The 22,482-nt window shown below is 73.6% G+C and carries 17 protein-coding genes; 9 read left to right on the forward strand and 8 right to left on the reverse strand.

Annotated elements, in window-relative coordinates; all coding sequences use genetic code 11:
• Positions 1-62: 62 nt before the first annotated feature.
• Genes ACWCXH_RS10455 through ACWCXH_RS10465 form a run of 3 tightly spaced genes read left to right on the forward strand, consistent with a single transcriptional unit; the run spans position 63 to position 2,725 of the window.
• Positions 63-641, forward strand: coding sequence for a TetR/AcrR family transcriptional regulator (locus tag ACWCXH_RS10455; RefSeq protein WP_449800980.1), 579 nt, complete (start codon positions 63-65; stop codon positions 639-641).
• Between the two features lie 43 nt (positions 642-684).
• On the forward strand, positions 685-1,074 hold the full coding sequence (locus ACWCXH_RS10460; RefSeq protein ID WP_449800981.1) for a hypothetical protein: 390 nt from the start codon (positions 685-687) through the stop codon (positions 1,072-1,074).
• 37 nt (positions 1,075-1,111) lie between these two features.
• Positions 1,112-2,725, forward strand: a complete 1,614-nt coding sequence (locus tag ACWCXH_RS10465) for an alpha/beta hydrolase (protein WP_449800982.1) — start codon at positions 1,112-1,114, stop codon at positions 2,723-2,725.
• Between the two features lie 323 nt (positions 2,726-3,048).
• Here the strand turns inward: ACWCXH_RS10465 and ACWCXH_RS10470 are convergent, their stop codons facing one another.
• Positions 3,049-3,399 (reverse strand): hypothetical protein, encoded by a 351-nt coding sequence (locus ACWCXH_RS10470; protein WP_449800983.1) that lies wholly within the window; start codon positions 3,397-3,399, stop codon positions 3,049-3,051.
• A 137-nt stretch (positions 3,400-3,536) separates the two neighbouring features.
• Complete coding sequence (locus ACWCXH_RS10475; protein ID WP_449800984.1) at positions 3,537-5,483, reverse strand: potassium transporter Kup; 1,947 nt, start codon at positions 5,481-5,483, stop codon at positions 3,537-3,539.
• 463 nt (positions 5,484-5,946) lie between these two features.
• On the opposite strand from ACWCXH_RS10475, the gene ACWCXH_RS10480 reads away from it, so the two are divergent.
• The gene (locus ACWCXH_RS10480; RefSeq protein WP_449800985.1) at positions 5,947-7,494 is read left to right on the forward strand and encodes a Na+/H+ antiporter; all 1,548 of its coding nucleotides are present in this window, start codon (positions 5,947-5,949) and stop codon (positions 7,492-7,494) included.
• A 319-nt stretch (positions 7,495-7,813) separates the two neighbouring features.
• Here ACWCXH_RS10480 and ACWCXH_RS10485 read toward each other — a convergent pair whose 3' ends face one another.
• Positions 7,814-8,062 carry a hypothetical protein gene (locus ACWCXH_RS10485; RefSeq protein ID WP_449800986.1) on the reverse strand — a complete coding sequence of 83 codons (249 nt, stop codon included), beginning with the start codon at positions 8,060-8,062 and terminating at the stop codon, positions 7,814-7,816.
• A 107-nt stretch (positions 8,063-8,169) separates the two neighbouring features.
• Positions 8,170-8,745 carry a TetR/AcrR family transcriptional regulator gene (locus tag ACWCXH_RS10490; protein WP_449800987.1) on the reverse strand — a complete coding sequence of 192 codons (576 nt, stop codon included), beginning with the start codon at positions 8,743-8,745 and terminating at the stop codon, positions 8,170-8,172.
• 128 nt (positions 8,746-8,873) lie between these two features.
• On the opposite strand from ACWCXH_RS10490, the gene ACWCXH_RS10495 reads away from it, so the two are divergent.
• On the forward strand, positions 8,874-9,719 hold the full coding sequence (locus tag ACWCXH_RS10495) for an SDR family NAD(P)-dependent oxidoreductase (protein WP_449800988.1): 846 nt from the start codon (positions 8,874-8,876) through the stop codon (positions 9,717-9,719).
• 137 nt (positions 9,720-9,856) lie between these two features.
• Here the strand turns inward: ACWCXH_RS10495 and ACWCXH_RS10500 are convergent, their stop codons facing one another.
• The 3 genes from ACWCXH_RS10500 to ACWCXH_RS10510 all read right to left on the reverse strand — a co-directional run bounded on the left by ACWCXH_RS10500 (position 9,857) and on the right by ACWCXH_RS10510 (position 13,575).
• A complete protein-coding gene (locus ACWCXH_RS10500) occupies positions 9,857-10,813 on the reverse strand; it encodes an acyl-ACP desaturase (protein WP_449800989.1) in 957 nt (318 codons plus the stop codon).
• 377 nt (positions 10,814-11,190) lie between these two features.
• Positions 11,191-12,810 (reverse strand): serine/threonine-protein kinase, encoded by a 1,620-nt coding sequence (locus ACWCXH_RS10505; RefSeq protein WP_449800990.1) that lies wholly within the window; start codon positions 12,808-12,810, stop codon positions 11,191-11,193.
• A 564-nt stretch (positions 12,811-13,374) separates the two neighbouring features.
• The gene (locus ACWCXH_RS10510; protein WP_449800991.1) at positions 13,375-13,575 is read right to left on the reverse strand and encodes a BBE domain-containing protein; all 201 of its coding nucleotides are present in this window, start codon (positions 13,573-13,575) and stop codon (positions 13,375-13,377) included.
• Between the two features lie 542 nt (positions 13,576-14,117).
• Here ACWCXH_RS10510 and ACWCXH_RS10515 point away from each other — a divergent pair.
• On the forward strand, positions 14,118-14,393 hold the full coding sequence (locus ACWCXH_RS10515) for a hypothetical protein (protein ID WP_449800992.1): 276 nt from the start codon (positions 14,118-14,120) through the stop codon (positions 14,391-14,393).
• 1 nt (position 14,394) lies between these two features.
• Here the strand turns inward: ACWCXH_RS10515 and ACWCXH_RS10520 are convergent, their stop codons facing one another.
• Positions 14,395-15,117, reverse strand: coding sequence for an ABC transporter ATP-binding protein (locus tag ACWCXH_RS10520; protein ID WP_449800993.1), 723 nt, complete (start codon positions 15,115-15,117; stop codon positions 14,395-14,397).
• A 246-nt stretch (positions 15,118-15,363) separates the two neighbouring features.
• Between ACWCXH_RS10520 and ACWCXH_RS10525 the strand changes: the two genes are divergently transcribed.
• From ACWCXH_RS10525 to ACWCXH_RS10535, 3 genes are read left to right on the forward strand one after another with little or no spacing between them, the layout of a single operon-like run.
• Positions 15,364-18,639: an FtsX-like permease family protein gene (locus ACWCXH_RS10525; protein ID WP_449800994.1), complete on the forward strand. Its 3,276-nt coding sequence runs from the start codon at positions 15,364-15,366 to the stop codon at positions 18,637-18,639.
• Positions 18,636-21,431, forward strand: coding sequence for a hypothetical protein (locus ACWCXH_RS10530; protein WP_449800995.1), 2,796 nt, complete (start codon positions 18,636-18,638; stop codon positions 21,429-21,431). Before ACWCXH_RS10525 ends, ACWCXH_RS10530 begins: the two co-directional genes overlap by 4 nt.
• A gap of 55 nt (positions 21,432-21,486) precedes the next feature.
• Entirely contained in the window at positions 21,487-22,476 is a 990-nt protein-coding gene (locus ACWCXH_RS10535; RefSeq protein ID WP_449800996.1) for an ABC transporter ATP-binding protein, read from the forward strand.
• Positions 22,477-22,482 lie beyond the last annotated feature (6 nt).

The raw sequence follows: 22,482 nt of genomic DNA on the forward strand, positions 1-22,482 counted from the left end.
GGGGCTGGTGGGGGGCGGTTGCTGTGGGTGAGGTGGTGTTCGGGACCAGGTAGAAAGGAGGGATGGGGCAGAAGCAGGGTGAGACGCGCGATCGGCGGACGGTGCTGGCGGACGCGGCGATCGGGGTGCTCGCCGACGCCGGGGTGCGGGGGCTGACGCATCGCGCGGTGGACGCGGCGGCGGGGATGCCGGCCGGTACCACGTCGGCCTACCTGCGTACGCGGCAGGCGCTGCTCACGGCCTTGGTGAGGCGTCTGGTCGAGCTGGACCAGGGCGAGCTGCAGTCCTTGGGGGAGCAGGCGTCACTGGTTCGGACTGTTGATGAATTGGTCGATGCCATCGGCGAGTTGACGCGGCGTCGGCTCGTCGGCGAGGGGCGCCGCCGCTCGCTCGCGCGTTACGCGTGTGCGGTGGAGAGTGTCCGTGATCCCGAGCTGCGCGAGATCCTCGTCCCCCGCGAGAACGCGGGGCGTGCCGTTGTCCGCGCCTTTCTCGTCGAGCGGGGCGTCGCCGAACCGGTCGAGCGGACGACGACCCTGCTGGCCTGCATCGACGGGTTGGTCTTCGACCGCCTGGTGGGCGGCGGCGAGGTCCGGGAGGACGAGATCCGCGGCCTGGTCTCCGCTGCGCTGCGCGCCTGACGGGAGGGCGGCGAGGGGGCGAGCATGGTGGACGGGTAGGCAGGTGTTCATCGACGCACTGGCCCGCCGTCACGCGGGAGCCCATCGGCGGGCGCTGGCCGGAGAGTTGATCGCTGCCTGCGCGGAGCGGCCTGTGCGGAGCTGCTGCGCGGAAATGAACCACCTCCTGGCGTGCGCCTCCCGCGACCACGGGCTCGCGGACGTTCAGGGCCGGGCGGAGCGGCTCGGCCCGATCGAGGAGCGCCGGTTCGAGCGGATCGAGGACCTGGTCGGGCCGCGGCGCGCGGTGAACGCCGTCCACCGGGCGCTCGCCGAGGACGACCTCTCCCGGCCGATTCGCGGAGTAAATCAACCGTCAAGTCCCGTTATTCACAGAATAATCCGCAGCGGATTTACGGAGCTCCAAGGTCTTCACACGGAGATCACGGGCTGACAGGCTGGGGCCGCCCTTTCATTCCGGAGGAGGTTCCTTGTCCCGCATATCCACGCTGGCCGGAGCGGTCACCTGTGCACTCGCCCTGGTCACCGGCAGCGCCGTGGCCGCGTCCGCGGCGCCGGTAGACCTGGCGCCGGGGACGGCCGAGGCGAAGGTCGACCCCGTCGCCTGGACACCGTGCAACCCCGACCCGAGCAAGCCGGATCCCGGTGTCTACGACTGCGCCGTCTACCCCGTGCCGATGGACTACGACAACCCGTCCGGTGAGAAGGTCGGCATCGCGATGATGCGCCGCCGGGCGAGCGACCCGGCCAAGCGGATCGGCTCGCTCTTCCTCAACCCCGGCGGCCCGGGCGGCAGCGGCTACCTGTGGGCCACCACCACGCGCTTCGGCCCCGAGGTCCAGTCGCGCTTCGACCTGATCGGGTTCGACCCGCGCGGCGTCGCCCGGAGCAACCCGCTCAAGTGCTTCAAGACGCAGGAGGACGCGGACGCCCTCCAGGCCCGGCTCGTCGGCGTGCCGCTCACCAAGGCCGAGATCAACCAGACCCTGGACGCCGACCAGGACTACACCGACGCCTGCGGCAAGAACGCCGGCCCGCTGATCGAGCACATGTCGACCATCAACGTGGTCCGCGACCTCGACCGGATGCGCCGCGCCGTCGGCGACTCCCAGCTCACCTTCGCCGGCTTCTCGTACGGCACCCTCATCGGCTCCACGTACGCCGCCATGTACCCGAACAAGGTCCGCGCGATCATCGTCGACGGCAACGTCGACCCGGACCTCCGGCTGAGCGACGGCATGGAGTACGACCGGCAGCGGGCCGGCGGCTTCGAGATCGCGCTGGACGAGTTCCTGAAGCGCTGCCAGAGCGCGGGCGCCCCGCGCTGCGCCTTCGGCGAGGGCGACACCCGGGCCAAGTTCGACGGGCTGCGCGACCACCTGCGCACCGGCCCGGTCACGCTGGCCAACGGCAGCAAGGTCACCCTGAGCACGTTCACCGACCAGGTCGCCAACGCGCTGTACTCGCAGTCCCGGCTGGCCGGCCTGGCCAAGCAGCTCCAGGCGCTGTACCAGGCGGTCGAGAAGCCGGCCGCGGCCGCGCTGCTGGCGCCGAAGGCGACCACCGAGGACGACGCGAGCCGGCTCGCGGTGGCCGTGCCGCACGCGCTGCGCGAGGCGCCGGCGGACTCGGAGTACACCGGTGACGACTCGTACCTGGCCGTCAACTGCCAGGACAAGCCGTACCCGTCGAACGACCGGGCCTTCGCCAACGCCGCCCGGAAGTGGGAGGAGGAGTCGCCCACCTTCGGTCGCTTCCAGGCCTTCGACGCGCCCGCGTGCGCGAGCTGGCCGGCCCCGGCGGTCGACGCCGAGCGTTTCACCGGTCCGTGGGACCGGAAGACCGCCAACACCGTGATGGTGATCGGCAACCTCTACGACCCGGCCACCCAGTACACGTTCGCGCAGCGGATGCAGCAGGAGCTGGGCAACGCCGTGCTGGTCAGCGTCGACTCGATCGAGCACTGCGCGGTCGGCCGCAGCAAGGCGCTGAACGAGCTGGTCACCCGCTACCTGGTGGACCAGAAGGCGCCGGCGGCCGGTCAGCTGCTGACGCCGGACCTGGATCCTTTCCCGGCGGTGTGATGACCTGAGGGTATGGCGGCCGGCGGGAATTCTCCGCCGGCCGCTGTTTTCATGCTGATTCGTGAACGGATTCACTCGCGGAACGGATTGCGCCGGCGTGCCGACGCCGGATTCTCGGGACCGCTACCGCCGGTCGAGGGCGGCAGGCGGATCGCTGCGGCCGCTGCATTTTCACGCGCCGGCAGGCAGGGCGGCGAGGGCGCCGATCTCGATGCGGAAGGACGGGTGGAGTCCGGCGACCCGCACCGCACCAACGAACAGGCTGGTGGGCTGGATCCAGATGCTCGTCACGGATCTTGCGACTCGCCGGTCGCGGCAGTCGTTCACCGCAAGGGTGGGCTCATCGGCGCGGCCGCGTTCGACCCGGCGCGGGCGGTGGCCTGGCGGTCGCGCCAGGCCGGGGCGAGAACGGTCAGCATCGCGGCGCCGGTGAGGGTGAAGGCCCAGGCGTAGCCGATCCGTCCCACCAGCCAGCCGAAGGCGAGGGCGCCCGTGGACCAGAGTGGCGGGGCCGCGCCGGTCACCGTACCGGCTCGCCGGCCAGCGGGCGACTGTGGCTGCCGCGGCCGGGCGAACAGCGCCAGGGCGATCAGGCCCGTCTGCGAAGCGGGCACCGCGAGCGGCAGGAAGGTGACGACGATGCCCGCGACGACGGTGGTGGCCGAGAAGACCACGGCGGGCCGCAGCAGTTCGGGTGTGCAGCCCCTCGACCAGACCGACGGGCTCTCCCCGTTCGACCCTGGCCGTCCCGTCCATCCGCATACGGCACCGCCGTGACCCCGCGACGCTGACGCCTCGTCGGCCGGCGCGGCTACACCTCGATGTGCGAGCCCATGATCACCGTGCGGTCGCGGGGGAGGCCGAAGTACTCGGCGGCGTCGGCGGTGATGTAGGAGGTGGCGACGAACAGCCGCTTGCGCCAGGGCGCCATGGTCGGTGCCTTACCGCGCCGGATCTCGATCTTCGACAGGAAGTAGGAGGTCTGGTCGAGCCGGAGCCGGCCCTCGGTTGCGGCCGGGTCGAGCGTTGCCAGCGCGCTGGACACGTCCGGTGTCTCCATGTAGCCGAACCGGGCGGTGACGTGGATGATCCCGTCCTCGGCGTAGCCGAGGTCGTCGACCACGGTCCGCTGGTCCGCCGGGATCCGCGGCACGGGCTCGGTCTCGATGGACAGGATCACCACGTGGTCGTGCCGGACGTGGTTGTGCTCGACGTTGGCCCGCATGGCCAGTGGGGCGGTCCGCTTGCCCCGGTTGAGGAAGACCGCGGTGCCGGGGACCCGGATCGCCGGCACCTGCCCGCTGTGGAGTTGGTCGACGAACTCGCGCAGCGGGCCTTCGTGCCGCTCGCGTTCTGCGGTGACGATCTCCCGGCCGCGCTGCCAGGTGGTCATGACGGTGAACGCGGTGAGGCCGATCAGCAGCGGCAGCCAAGCGCCGTGCAGGAGTTTGGTCGCGTTGGCCGCCACGAACAGCAGGTCCACCGTGAGCAGCACGGTCGCTCCGACGGCGACCAGCCACACCGGCGTGTGCCAGCGGGCCCGCGCGACGTAGAAGAACAGCAGGGTGCTGATGGTGATGGTCCCGGTGACCGCCATGCCGAACGCGAAGGCCAGTGCGGTGGAGCTGCGGAAGGCGAAGACCAGGGTGAGGACCGAGACCATCAGCAGCCAGTTGATCCAGGGGACGTAGATCTGCCCGATGGTGGACTCGGAGGTGTGGGCGATCCGCAGCCTCGGCAGGTAGCCGAGCTGGGCGGCCTGGGAGGTGACGGAGTACGCGCCGGTGATCACTGCCTGGGAGGCGATCACGGTGGCCGCCGTGGCGAGCAGGACCATCGGCCACCGTCCCCAGCCGGGCACGAGCAGGAAGAACGGGCTGCTGATGTTGGCCGGATCGGCGAGGATCAGCGCGCCCTGGCCGAGGTAGCTGAGAACGCAGGCGGGGAAGACGAGGAACAGCCAGCCGCGGGTGATCGACCGGCGGCCGAAGTGGCCCATGTCGGCGTAGAGCGCCTCGGCGCCGGTGACCGCGAGGACGACCGCGGCCAGGGCGAAGAAGGCGGTGCCGAAATGGCCGGTCAGAAAGGTCAGGGCGTAGCTCGGCGAGAGTGCCCGGAGGATCTGCGGGTGGTCGGCGATGCCGGATACGCCGCATGCGCCGATGGCGACGAACCAGGCGATCATCACGGGTCCGAACACCTTGCCCACTGCGGCGGTTCCTCTGCGCTGCACCAGGAACAGCATCACGATGATCGCCGCGGTGAGCGGCACCACGGCGCTTTCCAGGGGCGGCTCGACGACCTTGAGCCCCTCGACTGCGGACAGCACCGAGATCGCCGGGGTGATCATGCTGTCGCCGAAGAACAACGACGCGCCGAAGATGCCGAGCGCGGCCAGCACGGCGGTGGTCCGGCGGCCCCGCTGAGCGCCCGATTGCCGCAGCAGGGTGATCAGCGCCATGATGCCGCCCTCACCGTCGTTGTCGGCGCGCATCGCCAGCAGCACGTAGGTGACCAGGACGATGATCACCACCGACCAGAAGACGAGCGACACCACCCCGTACACGTTCTGCGTGGTGACCGGGACGGGGTGCGGGTCGTCCGGGTTGAACACGGTCTGGAGGGTGTAGATCGGGCTGGTCCCGATGTCCCCGAAGACCACGCCGAGAGCCCCGACCACGAGCGCGAGGCCCGCCGTCCCCCGCGCAACCGGACGGTGTGCCTGCGGCGGTCGCGATGCGGAGCCGCGATCGGCCATGGTGGTCCTCCTCCGTGCGGGCTGCCCTGCGCAGTCCGGTGGTGTTGGGGCGGACGATACCGATCCCGCGCCGCCCAGCGGTCAAAGGCGTGCGACGTTTCGTCTTGACAGGGCGGCAGTTGCGCCGGGGTGCATGTGCTCGCGCCCGGGCCGCGCGTGCCACCGCCGAGGCGGAGACCCTGTCCACCCTGGCCGGCAGCGTGTGAGCGCCACGGGGAGTGGGCCACCTTCATCTCCGTGGTCGTCCCCGCTCGTGCAGCGCCGCGCCGGAAGGCCGGTCGAGGCGGTCGCGCCCCGTTCGCGCCGGCAGCGCTCCGGTGACGTGTGAATATGCGCTGTCGCTCCCCGCTAATGTCGCGATAAAATGACCGCTGGTGTGCCGGGAAGCCTGGTCGGCTCGGGGGACGACTGCGGCGATCGGGCGGCGGTGACCCCGCTCGTCGTGATGGGGTCAATTCCGTCGATGCACGTTGTGGGGATCGTTCTCGTCCTGGTGGTTCTGGCTACGGCGGTGGCCACCTTCGCCCGGCGTCTGCGCGTGCCCGCGCCCTCGCTGCTGGTCCTGGCAGGCGTCGGGGTGGCACTGATACCCGGCGTTCCGGCGCTGCACGTCCCTCCGCAGGCGATCGCCATGGTGGTCCTTCCGCCGTTGCTGTACGCCTCCGCCGAGGAGCTGTCCCTGCGGGACCTGCGCATGGTGTGGCGCCCGGTGACGATCCTCTCGTTCGGCCTGGTCTTCGCCTCGGCCGCCGCCGTGGGGTTCGCGGCCGTCGCGCTCGCGGGTCTGCCGCCCGCCATGGCGTTCGTGCTGGGGGCCGTGCTGTCCAGCACCGACCCGGTCGCGGTCACCGCGCTCGGTCGGCGCCTGGCCCTGCCGGGGCGCGTGCAGGTGCTGGTGCAGGCGGAGAGCCTGTTCAACGACGCCACCTCGCTGGTGCTGTTCAAGGTGGCCGTCGGTATCGCGGTGGCCGTCGGCGCCTCGGTGAGCGTGCCCGCGGCGGGCGGGGAGTTCCTGGTGCTCGGTGGAGGCGGGAGCCTGGTCGGTGCCGCTGTCGCGGGCCTGGTGTGGCTGGTGCGCCGCCGCACCGTCGATCCGGTCCTGGAGACCGTGATCGTCCTGGTCACCCCGTACGCGGCCTACGTCCTGGCCGAGTCCGTGCACACCTCCGGCGTGACCTCGGTGGTCGTCGCCGGCGTGCTGCTCGGCCGCTCCGGGCACCGGCTCACCGACGCCCACATCCGGCTCCAGCTGAACGCCGTCCACGCGGTGGTGGTGTTCCTGCTGGAGAGCGTCGTGTTCAGCATCGTCGGCCTGGAACTGCCGACGCTGGTGCGGGATCTGCCGGCCGGCACCGAATGGTGGCCGCTCCAGGCGCTTGCCCTGGCCGCCGTGCTGATCGCGGTACGCGTGCTCTCCACGCTGCCGCTGACCCGGGCGGTCAAGCCCACCCGCGGCCGACTGTCCTGGCGGGTGGCCGGGGTGGTCACCTGGGCCGGCACCCGGGGCGTGATGCCGCTGGCCGCGGCCCTGTCCATCCCGCTGGTCACCGGTGACGGCACGAAGCTCGCCGGACGGCCGCTGGTTCTGGTGCTGACCACCGCCGTCGTCGTGTTCACCCTGGTCGTCCAGGGGTTCACCCTGGCCGCCGTGGTCAACCGCTCCGGCCTCGCCCTGGAGCCCGAGCACACCGTCCGCGAGGAGGACGACGCCCGCGACGCCCTGAACCGCGCAGCCCTCGACCACGTCGAAGACCTCGCGGAGCTGGAGGCCCTGTCCGACATCGCCGTCGACCGCGTCCGCCGGGCCCTGACCGCCCGCCTGGACCGCACCCCCGAGACTTCCGACGGCACCACCGCCGACGCCGCGTACCGCCAGCTGCGGCGCGAGGTCATCGCCGCCCAGAGCACCGAACTGCGCCGTCTGTACGACGAGCACCGCATCAGCGACACCACGCGCCGCCGCCTCCAGCACGACCTTGACCGGGAGGAGGCCGCCCTCGGGACGCCGTGACCCGTCGGCCTTCCACAGGGGAGGTTCAGCGGCGTCGTCGCGGTGGGAACGCCGCGGTGAGCGTCGCGCACACGGCCGCCCCGAACAGGAGCCCGCCCCACGGCACCACACCCGCGGGCCGAGGTGTCACGATCCCGCAGACGAAGAGGGCGGCCCCACCGCACACGAGGAACAGAAGGAAGGCGCGAAGCGCGGACCGCCACCTGTGGCGGGTTGTCCCTGAGGTCACGGGAGGGACTATCCACATGACGCGGCAGGTGTCGGAGCCGGAACCTGCCGGAGGGCGCCGGTGCGTTCGCCCTCCGGCCGTGGCAGCGCGTCAACCAACCACCCGGTAGCGGTGGATGAACGCGACGGCCATGGCGCACGGGGCGTCCACCATGTCACGCGGTGTCCGTACCACCCCCGTGGTCGGCGCGCCACGCCTGGTACGCCTCCACAGGGTCAGGCCGGCCGGCAGGTCCCCGCGCAGCCACTCGCGCCGGTAGCGCCTGAGCACCGCAAACCCGGGCAGCGCGGGCGCGAGGCGGTGCCGGTCCGGCCTGGGGGCATCGGCGTGCCGCGCCATGGATCTCCTTCCTCCGCGGACTCAGCGTGCCGCCGCGAGCGCCCGGTCGCGCGGCAGCGGCCGGCGTGCGGAGGTGGCCGGAGAACGGAACCCGCGGTGAACCGCCGTTATCGGTCCGCTCCGTAGCGGAGCCCGTCGAGGAGCAGGTCGAGGAGGCGGCCGGCCCGTTCGCGTTGGGCGGGAGTGCTGGTGATCAGTGCGACGCCGCTGAGGCTGAGGCCGACGTCGAGGGGGTCGACGTCCGGACGCAGGAGACCGGCTTCGGCGCCGGCGTGCAGCAGGGTGCCGATCGCGGTGCCGAGCTTGTCGAGGGTCTCGGCGAAGGGGTCCGCGCCCGAGGCGACCGCGGCCCGCAGGGCGTCCGCCATGCCCTGCTTGGCGGCCAGGTAGTCGATGAACCTGTCCATCCACAGGCGCATCGCCCGGTCCGGCGGGAAGTCGGCGAGCAGCTCGGCGGCGCTGTCGCAGACCCGGGCCAGCTCGTTGCGGTAGGCGGCCTCGACGAGCGCCTCGCGGGTGGGGAAGTGGCGGTAGAGCGTGGCCGAGCCGACGCCCGCGGCCTTGGCGATCGTGTCGATCGCAACGTCCGCGCCCTTCTCGGAGAAGGCGCGCACGGCCGCTTCGAGGATGCGCTCCCGGTTGCGGCGGGCATCGGCACGCAACACGCTCGGCTGGGTGGTCAAGGCTGCTCCCTTCGTCAGGTGATCAGTCTACTTTGGACAACCGGGGAGTTCTCCGGTTACGGTTGCAGCTAACCGGGGAGCTCCCCGGTTATTGGCCAGCGCCAGCACGCTTGACAAGGAGAACCCTCATGACCTCCCCGAAGACCGTCCTGATCACCGGCACGTCCTCCGGCATCGGCCTGGCCGCCGCCATCGGCGCCGCCCGGGCCGGCTGGACCACCATCGCCACCATGCGCGACACGGGCAAGGCCGATGCGCTGCTCAAGGCCGCCGCCGAGAACGACGTCACCGACCGCATCCAGGTCAAGCGCCTGGACGTGACCGACCCCGAGAGCATCACCGCCTGCCTCGACGAGGTGATCGCCGAGCACGGCCGCCTCGACGCCCTGGTCAACAACGCCGGCGCCGCCCAGGTCGGCACCGTCGAACTGATGAGCCTCGACGAGGTCCGCAACGCCATGGAGGTCAACTTCTTCGGCGTCGTCGCCACCACCCGTGCCGCCCTGCCCCACCTGCGCGCCTCCCAGGGCCGCGTGATCACCGTCACCAGCGTCGGCGGCGTCCTCGGCCAGCCCTTCAACGAGGCCTACTGCGCGGCCAAGTTCGCCGTCGAGGGCTTCATGCAGTCCCTCGCCCCCGTGGCTGCCACCGTCGGCGTCGACGTCACCGTCGTCGAACCGGGCGCGGTCGCGAGCGAGTTCGTCGCCAACCTCGACCTGGACGTGCCCGCCCTGCTCGCCGCGGCCGGGCCCTACGCCCCGGCCCTCCAGGCGTACATCGCCCGCACCCAGCAGTCCTACGGCAACGCGCAGACCCCGGCCGAGGCCGCCGCCCCGATCATCGAGGCCCTGACCGCCGACCAGCCGGCCTTCCGCATCCAGACCTCGCAGTGGGCCCGCGACTTCGTCGCCACCACGCTCGCCGACCTCGACGGCTCCGCCGTCCAGCACCTCACCGGCGCCTGGGTCCGCTGAACCACCCCTCGCGCAGGAACACCACGGCACCGTCCGAGGCCGCCCCGGTGCCGGACCTGCTCCGGCGGAAGTTCACCGCCCAGGCGCCGAACACCGGGTACGTCGGCGACATCACCTGCCTTCCGGCAAGCGACGGCTCAGCCGCGGGCCCCGGTGCGGCGGCTGAGGATCGCGGCCCGGCGCTCGTCGAACCTCCTGGCCTGGGCGGCCAGGCCGTCGAGATACACGCCCAGGTCCTGCTGGGCCTTGAGCCCGTCGGGGCCGAGCCCGCTCATCTCCGCGATCCCGAGGTGGCGCAGGACCGGCTGGAGGACGTCGTCGTGGTGGACGCGCAGGTTGTAGACGCCGCCGAGGGCGATCTGCGCGGCGGCGCGTTCGAAGCCGGGCATGCCGTGTCCGGGCATGCGGAAGGTGGTCACGACCTCGTTGACGGCCTGCATGGCCTGGTCGGGGGCGAGCTCGAAGGCGGCCTTGAGCAGATTGCGGTAGAAGATCATGTGCAGGTTCTCGTCGTTGGCCACCTGGGCCAGCATCCGGTCGCAGACGGGATCCCCGGACTCGTGGCCGGTGTTGCGGTGCGAGATGCGGGTGGCCAGTTCCTGGAAGGCGACGTAGGCGACCGTGTGGAGCGGGGAGTGCCGGTTGTCGGAGACGAAGCCGTTCTGCATGTGCGACATGCGCGCCCGCTCCAGCGCCACCGGGTCCACCGCGCGCGAGGCGACCAGGTAATCGCGCAGCACCATGGAGTGCCGGGCCTCCTCGGCGGTCCACTGGTGCACCCAGGTGCCCCAGGCGCCGTCGCGGCCGAACAGGGTGGCGATCTCGTGGTGGTAGCTGGGCAGGTTGTCCTCGGTGAGCAGGTTCACCACCAGCGACACGCGGCTCACTGCGGTGAGCGGGGACTGCTCGGCCGACCAGGGCTCGCCGCCGAGCGGGCCGTCGAAGTCCCGTCCCCGGCTCCAGGGCACGTACTCGTGCGGCATCCACTCCTTGAAGACGCGCAGGTGACGGTTGAGCTCTCGTTCGACGACCTCCTCCAGGTCGTGCAGCAAGCGGACGTCGGTCGACAGGGGGCGGGCGGGGGTGGTGCTCACGTGCTCCAACTTCCAGGACGGACGACAGAACCTACGGTTCCGTAGGTAACGCCACCGTAGGTTGGCCGGCCGGGCGGTGTCTGGGGTCGTTCGACCCTGTTGCGAACCCGCTGGTGGCGCGAAGCTGCCGTGGAACGACCGCCTGAGCGCAGGAGTGCGCTGTGGAGTGCGAGGAGGTCATGGTGACCACGCGCCTCACCGCGGCCTGACGAGCCCTGCTCCGGCGGCTCGCCCAGCAGCTGCGCAGTGACGTCTCCGAGGTGGTCGTCAACGGTCTGCTGGATGCCGGCCGCCGCCTACCGGGCGGGGTGCCTCCGGAGCAGGTGCACCGGGAGCGCTTCCTGGCCACCTGACTCCCGGCCCGGACCGTCCGGTGGTCAGGCGCTACGGCGGTAGGCGGTGACGGAGACCTTGACCGGGCCGTCGTCCGTGGCGGTGGCGAGTGTGCGGATGATGGCGATGTCCTGGCCGCCGTGGGAGCTGACGCAGAAGCTGCGGTCGGCGCGCAGGGTGGTGAAGGGCAGGGCGGAGGTGGGCTTGGTGTCGATGCCCGTGAGGCAGTCGGGGAGCGTGAGGGGGCCGGGCGGGGCGATGTAGGCGTCGCTGTCCTCGGGGATGGAGAAGGCGCCGGACTGGCGGGCCAGGTACCAGCTGGAGGCGTCCTGGGTGACCTTCCCGGCTCTGAGGTCGAACTCGTGGTCGCGGTCGGGAGAGGTGAGTTCGCGGTCGGTGTAGGCGACGGTGTAGCCGGAGGCGGCGGTCTGCTGCGGGGACGCGGAGGAAGGGGTGGGGGCGGGCGCGGTGGCGGCGGTTGGCTGTTCGGCGGAGTCGTCGAAGTACTCGAAGTAGTCGAGCAGGAAGAAGGCCGCCGCGGCGCCGACGAGCAGGGCCGTGGTCGTCAGGAGCGCCGTGCGGGTGCCCCGGCGCGCGGTGCCCTCGCCCCGGCGGCCGGCGCGGGCGGGTTCCGGGCGGGCCGGCTCCGCTTCTGGGCGGGTGGGTGCGGGGGCGGGCGGGACGGGTGCGGCCGCGGCGCTTGCCGGGTCGAGGACGGTGGCGGGCGGTGCGGGCGCGGTCGGAAGGTTGGAGCGGCGGTTCAGTTCGCTGCTGACCTGTGGGGGCAGCCAGCCGTCGGTGAAGCGCAGTTCGCCGCCAGTGGCGGGATGGCGGCGGGCGGCCTCGATCAGCCAGGCGGTGCCCGGCCGGTCGTCGGGGTTCTTGGCCAGGCAGTGCCGGACGAGGTCGTGCAGGCCGTGCGGAAGAGCGGACAGGTCGGGCTCCTCGTGGACCGCCCGGTAGAGCGAGACCTGTTCGGGCCCGTCGCCGAAGGGGGTCCTGCCGGAGGCGATGAAGGCGGTCAGGGCGCCGAGGGCGAAGACGTCTGTGGCCGGGGTGGCGGGCCGGCCGAGGGCCTGTTCGGGGGCCATGAAGCCGGGTGAGCCGATGCGCAGGCCGGTGCCGGTGAGCGGGCTGGCGTCGGCGGCGCGGGCGATGCCGAAGTCGATGACGCGGGGGCCGTCGGCGGCGACGAGGACGTTGCCGGGCTTGAGGTCGCGGTGGACGACACCTGCGGCGTGGATCGCTTGCAGGGCCTCGGCGATGCCCGCGAGCAGGAGCAGGACGGTGCGTTCGGGCAGCGGGCCGTGACGGCGGACGACCTGGTGGAGGGAGGGGCCGGGCACGAACGTGGTGGTGAGCCAGGGGGCGGGGGCGTCGGTGCCCGAGTCGACGACCTGGGCGGTGTAGAGGCCGTGGATGCGCCGGGCGTTGGCGACTTCCCGGGCGAAACGGTGCCGGAACTCGGGGTCCTCGGCGAGTTCGGGCCGGACCACCTTGAGCGCGACCGGGCGCCCGCCGGGCGTGTAGGCCAGGTAGACGCGGCCCATCCCGCCCGCACCGAGCCGCGCGCACAGGCGGTAGCCGCCGACCTCACGGGGGTCCTCGGGGGACAGCGCCTCGTAGGCGGAGAACGGCTGGGCGCCGTCGGGCTGTGCGGTCATGCTGGCTCCCAGCGGGTCGGGCGGTGGTACGGGGCGCGGTGGAACGGGTGCGGCGGCAATGGTGCCTCGGGTATGTGCCAGCGTCCGGAATCGCAGCGGATCATATCCGGCCGCGGTCGTGGGGAGTCGCCCGGCGGGGTCCTGGTGGACGCCCTCGCGCCATGTCCGCAGGCGATCCCCGGGACTCGGCCGGCATGCGGGCGGTCGGGCGTCGGCGGCTGTCCGGTCGAGGCCGAAGTCCTCCATCCCCCGCGCGGCACCACTGCTGCTATGGGGACCACTGCTCGTGGTCGTCACGATCTCCTACTGCCGGCGGCGTCTGAACTGAGCAGGCGCAGTCAACCTCGTTGGGGCCCTCCCGGCGGTGGTCCCCATCCCGGGCGCTTCGTCGGCGCCGACGGCATCGTTGCGGTGGGTGCCATGGAGCATGAGAGGTTCGTCCGGTTGCCAGTCGCCTTCACGCGTGCGGGCCTGGCGGATGCGGCCCGGAACTGTGCGTCTGCCTGATCGCCGGACATCTCCGCCGGTGAGTGGCGTGCTGGTGGGCAGTGGCACGCTGCCGGGTCAATGGGTGCCGATCCCCTGCGGGTAGCCGAAGAAGCCGGTCGGGTCGTACGTCTGCTTCACGCTGACCAGGCGTTGGTAGTTCGCGCCGTAGTAGGCCCGCTGCCAGTCCTTCAGCGTCGGGTCGGGAAAGTTCTGGTACGAGTGCTCGGGTGGCCTGTCACGGAAGATGCCACCGTAGAACTCCTCGAGCCAGTGCACGTTGGCCCGATGGCACCGAGCGTGCCCGTGCGCAGCACGTCTCGCCTGTTGATCACTGTGGCCTGCTCTCGTGAAGAGGTGGCGAACTCGCCCGTCATCCCGTCGATCAGTCCATCGATCATTGGTCAGTGCCGCGCTGCCGATTCCGGTCCGCCAGGTCCGCCACACGAAAGGGCGAGCGATGCCTGCCGAACGGCTCAGGCCTGCTCCCTGCGTCGGCCCCCGTCGTCGGTCACCGTGACGGATCCCGGCAGGCCACAGCTCGGCGTCGCGGGACGGCGCGCAGACATAGCACGGAACCGGGGATCACGCCCGTCGGCGGATCTCCCCAACGGGCAGGGGTATCGGGCCTCGCGGCCGGGGCTGAAGCCCCCTTTGACAGCTCGTGCGCGCGGAGACGACAGCCAGGGAGGCATGCTCGACCATGGCGAGCGTGATGTGCCGGGACCAGCCCACGTGGCGGCGGACCCTGTTCCCGAGGTGTGACGGCCGACTGTCGTCGCCGGGATGCGGGAGCCCGGGGCGGGGCGCAGGGTCGAGGCATGAGTGGTGTTGTGGTGATGCTCGAACTCGAACCGTCCACGGAGGTGCTGGACGCGGGCGAGGTCGACCTGAGTGCGCGGGTGCGGTTCGTGCACGCGGCGGCGCCGGACCCGGACGTGCCGGAGGATCCGGGTCCGGTCACCTTCTGCGGGCTCGACACGGCCGGCCTGGAGCGTGAGCCCTACCGGCCGTCCGGGCCCGGCGAGCCCTGGTACCCGCCGTCGCAGCGGACCCGGCGGTGCCGTGAGTGCGAGATGGCGCTCCGGGCGCTCTGAGTCACGCGGCTCCGGCCGGTTCCGGGTCGACGATCCGGCCGTCGCGCAGCTCGACCACCCGGTCGGCGAGCTCCATCAGCATCGGGTCGTGGGTGGCGACCAGCACGGTGACGCCCTCGCTGCGGACCACCGCGCGCAGGAGCTGCATGATCGCGCGGCCGGTCTCCGAGTCGAGCTGGCCGGTGGGCTCGTCGGCGATGATCAGAGCCGGCTCGTTGGCGAGGGCGCGAGCGATCGCGACGCGCTGCTGCTGGCCGCCGGAGAGCTCGCCGGGCCGCTGGTCGGCGTGCTCGGCGAGGCCGACGAGGGCGAGCAGGGCGTGGGCGCGCTCCTCGCGTTCGGCGGCGGGCAGCTTGCGCAGCCGCATCGGCACGCCGACGTTCTCGGCGGCGGTGAGCATGGGGATCAGGCCGAAGGACTGGAAGACGAAGCCGATCCGCTCCCGGCGCAGCGCGAGCCGGCCGTCCTCGTCGAGGCCGGCGAGGTCGGTGCCGTCGAGGGCGATGGTGCCGGCGGTCGGCGTGTCGAGGCCGCCGACGAGGTTGAGCAGGGTGGTCTTGCCCGAGCCGGACCGGCCCTTGAGGGCGGTGAGTTCGCCCCGGCGGATCTCGAACGAGACGCCGCGCAGCGCGTGGACCGTTCGGTCGCCGGTGCCGAAGCTCCGCTGGAGATCGGTCGCGGCCACCATCGGCGCGTCGGCGGTGACGTCCGGTTGCGGCGTCATGAGTCCCCCTCGGTTTTCGGTCGACGGCCCGGGTAAGCCGTGAAATGTGCATGACGTATTGACGGTGAATCACCAGCGATGCAAGGAATTTGCTCACTGCACACGTGATTTGCGCAAGTACCTTCCGTTCGTGGACTGAATCTGACAGCATCGTCCGCTATCCGGTGATCATGCGGGGCATGGACTGTGCCCGGGGAGGGTGACGGGGGCCGCCGGCGACTGGGGATGTCCCGGGGGAGGAACTCGATGCTCGGCTTCGTCGTGCGCCGGCTGCGCGGACGGCTGCCGCTGGCCGCCGCCGTCCTGCTCACCGTGCTGATCACGACGGCCGTGCTGACGGCGCTGGTCGCGTTCGACCGGAGCGTCGGCCAGGCCGGTCTGCGGCAGGCGCTCCAGGGCTCCGGGCACGCCCGGACGACCGTCCTGGTGACCGCCGAGCACGGCCTCGACCGGAAGTCGAAGGACGACCCCGCTCTCGCCGACTACCGCTCAGCCCTCTTCGGTGGCCTGCCCGTGCGGACCCAGGGCGTGCTCCGCAGCCGCTCGTACGGCCTGCCGGGGGCCGGCGACTCCGGCAGCGGGCCCGGGGGCACGGCCAGGGCGGACCTCACCGTCCTCGCCGACCTCGACCGCGGCCACGTGCGCCTCGTCGCCGGGGCCTGGCCCGCCGCCGCCACCGGACCCGTCCAGTCCGCCGCCCCGCAGGCGGCCGTCCCGCAGGCCGCGCTGACCCGCCTCGGCCTCACCGCCGAGGCCCTGCCCGCCGACGTCAGGCTCGACGACCGCTCCTCCGGCGCCCCCCTGACCGTCCGCATCACCGGCGTCTACCGCGCCCTCGACCGGACCGACCCGTACTGGCGCCTCGACCCGCTCGGCGGCCGCGAGGTCACCGCCGGCGGCTTCACCACCTACGGCCCCATGCTCGTCGACCAGAGCGTCTTCACCGCCGGCGGACTCCCGCAGGACGGCCGCGGCTGGCTGCTCGACGCCGACTTCGCAGGCGTCGACGAGGCCGGCGCGAAGGCCGTCGGCGACCGCGCCCAGGGCCTCGCGGACCGGCTGCGGAGCAGCGCCGGACTCCAGGCCGCCACCGAACTCCCCGACGTGATGCACGAGTTGGCCTCCAGCCTGCTGGTCGCCAGGTCCACCCTGCTGATCGGCGCCCTCCAGCTGAGCGTCCTCGCCGCTGCGGCCCTGGTGCTCGTTGTCCACCTGATCGCCGGCCGGCAGGAGCGCGAGAACGAACTGCTCGCCGCCCGCGGCGCCTCCGGCGGCCGGATCGGCGCCTTCACCGCCGTGGAGTCGCTGCTGCTCGCCCTGCCCGCCGCCGTGCTCGCGCCGCTGCTCACCCCGTTCCTCGTCCGCGCCCTCGCCGGGCTCGGCCGCTCCCACCGGGTGGCCCTCGGCACCGGGATCGGCTGGACGCTGTGGCCGATCGCCGCCGCCTGCGCCCTCGCCTGCGTCCTGCTCGCCACCGTGCCCGGCCTGCTGCGCGGTGCCGGCGCCGCCCTGCGCGCCCGCACCGGCCGCCGCCAGGCGCTCGTCGCCGGCGTCGCCCGCAACGGCGGCGACCTCGCCGTGCTCGCCCTGGCCGCCCTCGCCTACCAGCAACTCGCCCAGTACGGCGGCGGGTTGTCCACCGACTCCAGCGGCCGCCTCGGCGTCGACCTGCTGCTCGTCGCCACCCCGACCCTGGCGCTGTGCGCGGGCACCCTCGTGGTGCTGCGCCTGCTGCCGCTCTTCGCGCGCCTCGGCGCCCGGATCGCCGCGCGCGGCCGGGGCCTCGGCCCCGCCCTGGTCGGCTGGCAGCTGGCCCGCCGGCCCGCCCGCGCCACCGGGCCGGTGCTGCTGCTCGTCATGGCGGTGTCCACCGGCGTCCTGGCGCTCGGCCAGCACGCCACCTGGTCCGCCTCCCAGCGCGACCAGGCCGCCTTCGGCACGGCCGGCGGCCTGCGCATCGCCGACGCGCAGAACTCCCTGATGGGCCAGGGCGGCCGCTTCGGCGCCCTGCCCGGCGGCGGCCGGCTCATCCCGGTGGTCCGCGAGGAGCAGCCGCTGCCGAAGGGCAGCGGCCAGTTCCTCGCCGTGGACAGCGCGGCCTTCGCCGAGCGCGTCCCGGTCCGCGCCGACCTGCTCGCCGGGCACTCCCGCCAGGAGCTGTTCACCCCGCTCGCCCAGAGCGCGCCCACCGGCCCGCAGGCCGGGATCCCGCTGCCCGGCAAGCCGCTGCGGATCGACGCCGACGTCTCCGTGAAGCAGCAGGACCCGGCGACCGAACGGTCCCCGGTCCGCCCCGAGGCCTGGCTGCTCCTGCGCGACCGCTTCGGGATCACCTACAAGGCCGCGCTCTCCACGCTCCCGTTCGGCGGGGACGTCCACGCGACGGCCGACCTGAGCAGGCTCGTGGACGCCCCGCTCGGCTCGCCCGCCGTGCCACTGACCCTGGTCGGCGCGATCGTGTCCTTCGGCGACCGCACCGACGGCGAACTGGCCGTCCACCGGCTCGCCGTCTCCGACACCGCCGACGGCCCCGCCGCGCCCGTCACCGTCCCGGCCGGCTTCGGCTGGAGCGCGACCGCGCCGGACGTCGGCAAGGAGGTGGAGCAGCCCGGGCCGGCCGCCGAGCTCGCCGCCCGACCGGCCGACCCCGCAGCGCTGTTCACCGTCCGGTACCGCTTCGCCGACGGCCGCGGCGACACCCTGCGCGCCGTCCTCACCCCGGCCGGGGCCACCGCCCCCACCGAGCTGAGCGGCGTCGCCACCCGCGCCTACCTGAGCGCCGCCGGCGCCTCCGTCGGCGACACCGTCAGGGTTTCGACCGCCGGGACCGTCCTGCCCGTCAAGGTCACGGCCGCCGTCGACGCCCTGCCGGTCGTCGGCGACAGCGCCCTCGCCGTCGACCTCGCCACCGTGTCCCGTCTGCTCGCCGCACAGGGCCTCGAACTGCCCGGCCGCGCCGAGTGGTGGCTGCCCGCCACCGGCCCCGGTGACCGCACTCCCGCCGAGGCCGCCGCCGCCCTGCGCGCCGCCCCCGGCGTCCAGACCGTCCAGCTCTCCGACGAGACCGCGGCCGGCCTGCTCGGCGACCCGGTCGGCGCCGCCCCGCAGAGCGCCCTCATCGCCATCGCCGTCGCCACCGCGGTCCTCGCCGCGATCGGCTTCGCCGCCGCCGTGGCCGCCTCCGCCCGGGAGCGCTCCCGCGACGTCGCCCTGCTGCTCGCCCTCGGCACCCCGCGCAAGCACGTGCTGCGCACCGCCGCCGCCGAACAGACCCTCCTGGTCGCCCTCGGCGGCGCCGTCGGGCTCGGCCTCGGCACCCTGCTCGTCCACCTGATCGTGCCGCTGGTGGTGCTCACCCCCGCCGCCCGCCGCCCGATGCCCGCGGCGCTGATCGAGCTGCCGGTCGGCCAGGCCCTCCTGCTCGCCGCCGCCATCGCCCTCGTGCCCCTGCTGTCGGCCTTCCTCACCGGACGCCGCCGTCGAGACGTGGCCGCCCGGCTGCGCCACGTGGAGGAGATGTGACCACCCAGGCCGGCACCACCGTGCCCCGCCCCCGCGCCGACCGGCGCCCCGCGCCGTGGGTGCGGACCCGGCTGCGCTCGGCGCCACTGGCCGCGCTGCTCATGGCGGCGCTCGCCTTCGGCACCGTCCTGCTGGCGGCGGCCTTCCCGCGCGCCGTCGACCGGGGCGCGGACGGCGCCCTGCGCCAGTTCCTGCGCGACCGAGGCACGTCGGACACCAGGCTGCAGGCCGCCTCCGCCCTGATGGGAAAGGACACCGCTGCGGACCTCGACCCCGTGATGCGCCGGCTGACCGAGCGGATCGGGCGCGACGTGCCGCTCGCGCCCTCCGGGCCGGTCTACGGCACGGCCGTGCGCGGACGCGAGATGAGGAACCCGGGCCTGGCCCACCTCACGGAGGCCAATCCCGCGCTCGACCTGATGTACCTGCACGGCATCGCCGACCACGCGACCCTCACCGACGGCGTCTGGCCCGGGCCCGCCAGCCCCGGCCAACCGCTGCCGATCGCGATCAGCCGGGCGGGCGCCGAGACCATCGGGATCAAGCTCGGCGACGTCCTCGACAACGGCGAGGACAACAAGGGGCCGGTCCGCACCAAGGTGGTCGGCCTCTACCGCGCCAACGACGCGGACGACCCGTACTGGGACGACCTCGGCTGCCTGACCAGGGCCTGCGCGCCCACCGGCGCCTGGACGACCGGCGGCGTCGTCGACGGCTCCAGCCTCGCCGCCCTCCTCGCGTGGGGCAGCAGCCTCAAGGAGGCCCGCGACTTCTGGCGGCTCCCCATCGACACCGGCGCCGTGCGCGCCGACCGGCTCGGCGACCTGCGCACCGCCGTCAGCGGGTACATCGCCGGGCGCGGCGCCACCGCACTCGCGGCCGAGACCGGCCGCTCCGACCTGCGCGTGAGCTCCTCCCTGCCCGACGTCCTCAACCGCGCCACCGCCCGGTACGAGGCCGCCGCACCGATCGCCGCGATCGGCCCGGTCGGTGTGGCCGGCGTCGCCACCGTGGTGCTCTGCCTGGCCGCCGCCCTCGTCAGCGAACGGCGCACCGCCGAACTGCGCTTGCTCCAGGCCCGCGGCGGCTCCCGCGGCGGCGTGCTGCTGCGTCTGCTCGGCGAGGGCGCGGTGAGCGTCCTGCCCGCCGCCGTGCTCGCCACCGCGCTCGCGCTGGTGCTGCTGCCCGCCCCGCGCTGGGGCGCGTCCGTCCTCGCGGCCGGCGCGGCCACGCTGCTCGCCCTGCTGGCCTTCCCCGCCCGGGCCGCGCTGCTGTGGTCCAGGCCGAAGGCCCCGGGCGGCTGGCGCCGGGTCGTCGGCGAACTCGTCGTCCTGGTGCTGACCGGCGCCGCCGTGGCGGAGGTCCGCCGGCGCGGCGTGGCCCCCGCCGGCACCGGCGTGGACCCGCTGCTCATCGCCGCCCCGCTGCTGCTCGCGCTCTCCGGCGGCTTGCTCCTCGCCCGCGTCCAGCCCGTCGTGGTCGGCTGGCTGGCCGGCGCCGCCGGGCGCGGGCGCGGCCTGGTCGGCTTCCTCGGCCTGGCCCGCGCCGCCCGCGACACCAGCGGCCGGCGCCGGCCGTCGGTGCTGCCGCTGCTCGCCCTGCTGATCGCCGTCACCACGGCCGGGTTCGGCGCCACCGTCCTCGGCGACGTCGACGGCGTGCGGCTGCGCGCCGCCCGGCTCACCGTCGGCGGCGACGCCTCGCTCACCCTCCCGGTCGGGCCCACCCTGCCGGAGGAGTTCACCCGGGCCGCCGCGGCACTGCCCGGCGTCCGGGCCGGCACCGGCGTCTGGACGGACACCCAGACCTTCCTCATGGGCACCAAGGACGGCTCCGCCCAGGTCACCCTCGTGGTCGCCGAACCCAGGGCCTACGCCGAGATCGCGCGCACCCTCGGGCTCGGCACCTTCGACCCGGCCGTCCTCGCCGGCGCCCCCGGGGGCCTGGACACCCCGGTGCCGGCCCTGTTCAGCAGCGCCCTCGCGCCGAAGGTCGCCGGCGGCCCCGTCCGGCTGCGGCTGCCGAGCGGCAGCGAACTGCTCCTGACCGACGCGGGCGGCGTCGACGCCACCCCCGCCATCCCGGACTCCTTCAAGCCGTTCGTCGTCGTGCCCGTCGGCCCGGCCACCGCCCGGCTGCCCGAACTCGGCCGGGTCAACGCCTGGTTCGGCGTCGGCGACATCGACGGCGCGCAGTTCACCGGACTGGTCCGCGACAAGGGGATCACCGCCGCCACCGGCCTCGTCAAGGTGATGCAGGAGGCGGCCGAGGCCGCCGGCCACGACCCGCACGCCCTGCCCGGCGGCTACACCGTGCACACCAGCACCGAGGTGGCCGCACGCCTGGCCGCCGACCCGCTCCAGCGCTCGGCGCAGCGGCTCTTCTGGGCCGCGGTCGCCGCTGCCGCCGGCTTCGCCCTGCTCGCCGTCCTGCTCACGCTCTTCCGGGCCGCCCCCGAACGCGGGGCCATGCTCGCCCGGCTGCGCACCCTCGGCCTGCGGCCGCGCCAGGGGCTCGCGCTGATCCTCGCCGAGGCCCTGCCGCAGACCCTGGCGGCGGCCCTCGGGGGCGCGCTCGTCGCGCTGGCGGCGGTCGGCCTGCTCGGGCCCGCGTTCGACCTGTCGGCCCTGGTCGGCGCACACGTCGGGGAGCAGCTGACGCCCGCCCTGCTGCCCGTGCTGCTGCCCACCGCCGGACTGACGCTCGTGGTCTGCGCGGGCGTGGTGGCGGAGACCGTCGTCTCCGGGCGGCGCCAGCTCGCCGCCGAACTGCGGGCGGGGGACCAGCGTTGACCGGACGCGGCAGTGACGTGACCGCCGAGACGATCGTGGAGACAGGAGACCAGCGTTGAAGAGCACCCCCAAGGAGCGGACGGCCGTGCCGGTCCCCACCCTCCAGGAGCTCCGGCAGCGGGCTCTCGCCGCCGCCTCGCCCAAGGCGTACGGCGCGGGCGCGGCCATCGTGTGCGACCGGCTGGTCCGCATCTTCAGCGCCGAGGGGATCGAGGTCCAGGCCCTCCAGGGCCTCGAACTCACCATCGACCAGGGCGACCTGGTGGCCCTCGTCGGCGCCTCCGGCAGCGGCAAGTCCACCCTGCTCACCATCCTGGCCGGGCTCGACGTGCCGACCGCGGGGACGGCCACCGTGGCCGGGTGCGACCTGCTGGAGATGTCCGCCCGCGAACGCCTGCGCTACCGGCGCGAGGTGGTCGGCTTCATCTGGCAGCAGACCGCCCGCAACCTGCTGCCCTTCCTCACCGCGGCCGAGAACATCGCCCTGCCGATGCAGCTGCGCGGCCGCCGCGGTGGCGCCGGGCGTTCCAGGCAACAGGCGGTGCGGGTGGCCGAGTTGATGGAGGCACTGGAGATCGGCGACCTCGCCCGGCGCCGCCCCGAGGAGCTGTCCGGCGGCCAGCAGCAGCGCGTCGCCATCGCGGTCGCGATGGCGAACAATCCACCGGTCCTGCTGGCCGACGAGCCCACCGGCGAGCTGGACTCCGAGACCGGCGCCGTCATCTTCGAGGCCTTCCGCACCGTCAACCGCGAACTCGGCGCCACCGTCGTGATCGTCACCCACGACCCGATGGTGGCCGGCGAGGTCCGCCGCACCGTCGCCATCCGCGACGGCCGGACCAGCAGTGAGGTGCTGCGCCGCACGGTGACGGACGAGCACGGCGAGGAGTCGGTCAACGAGCGCGAGTACGTGATGCTGGACCGCACCGGGCGGGTCCAGCTGCCCGTCAAGTTCCTGGAGGCGCTGGGCATGGAGCACCGGGTGGCGGTCGACCTCGCGGCCGACCACATCGAGGTCCGCCCGGACGACCTCGCCGAGCGCTGAACCGCA

This window comes from Kitasatospora sp. NPDC001660 (assembly GCF_053596725.1).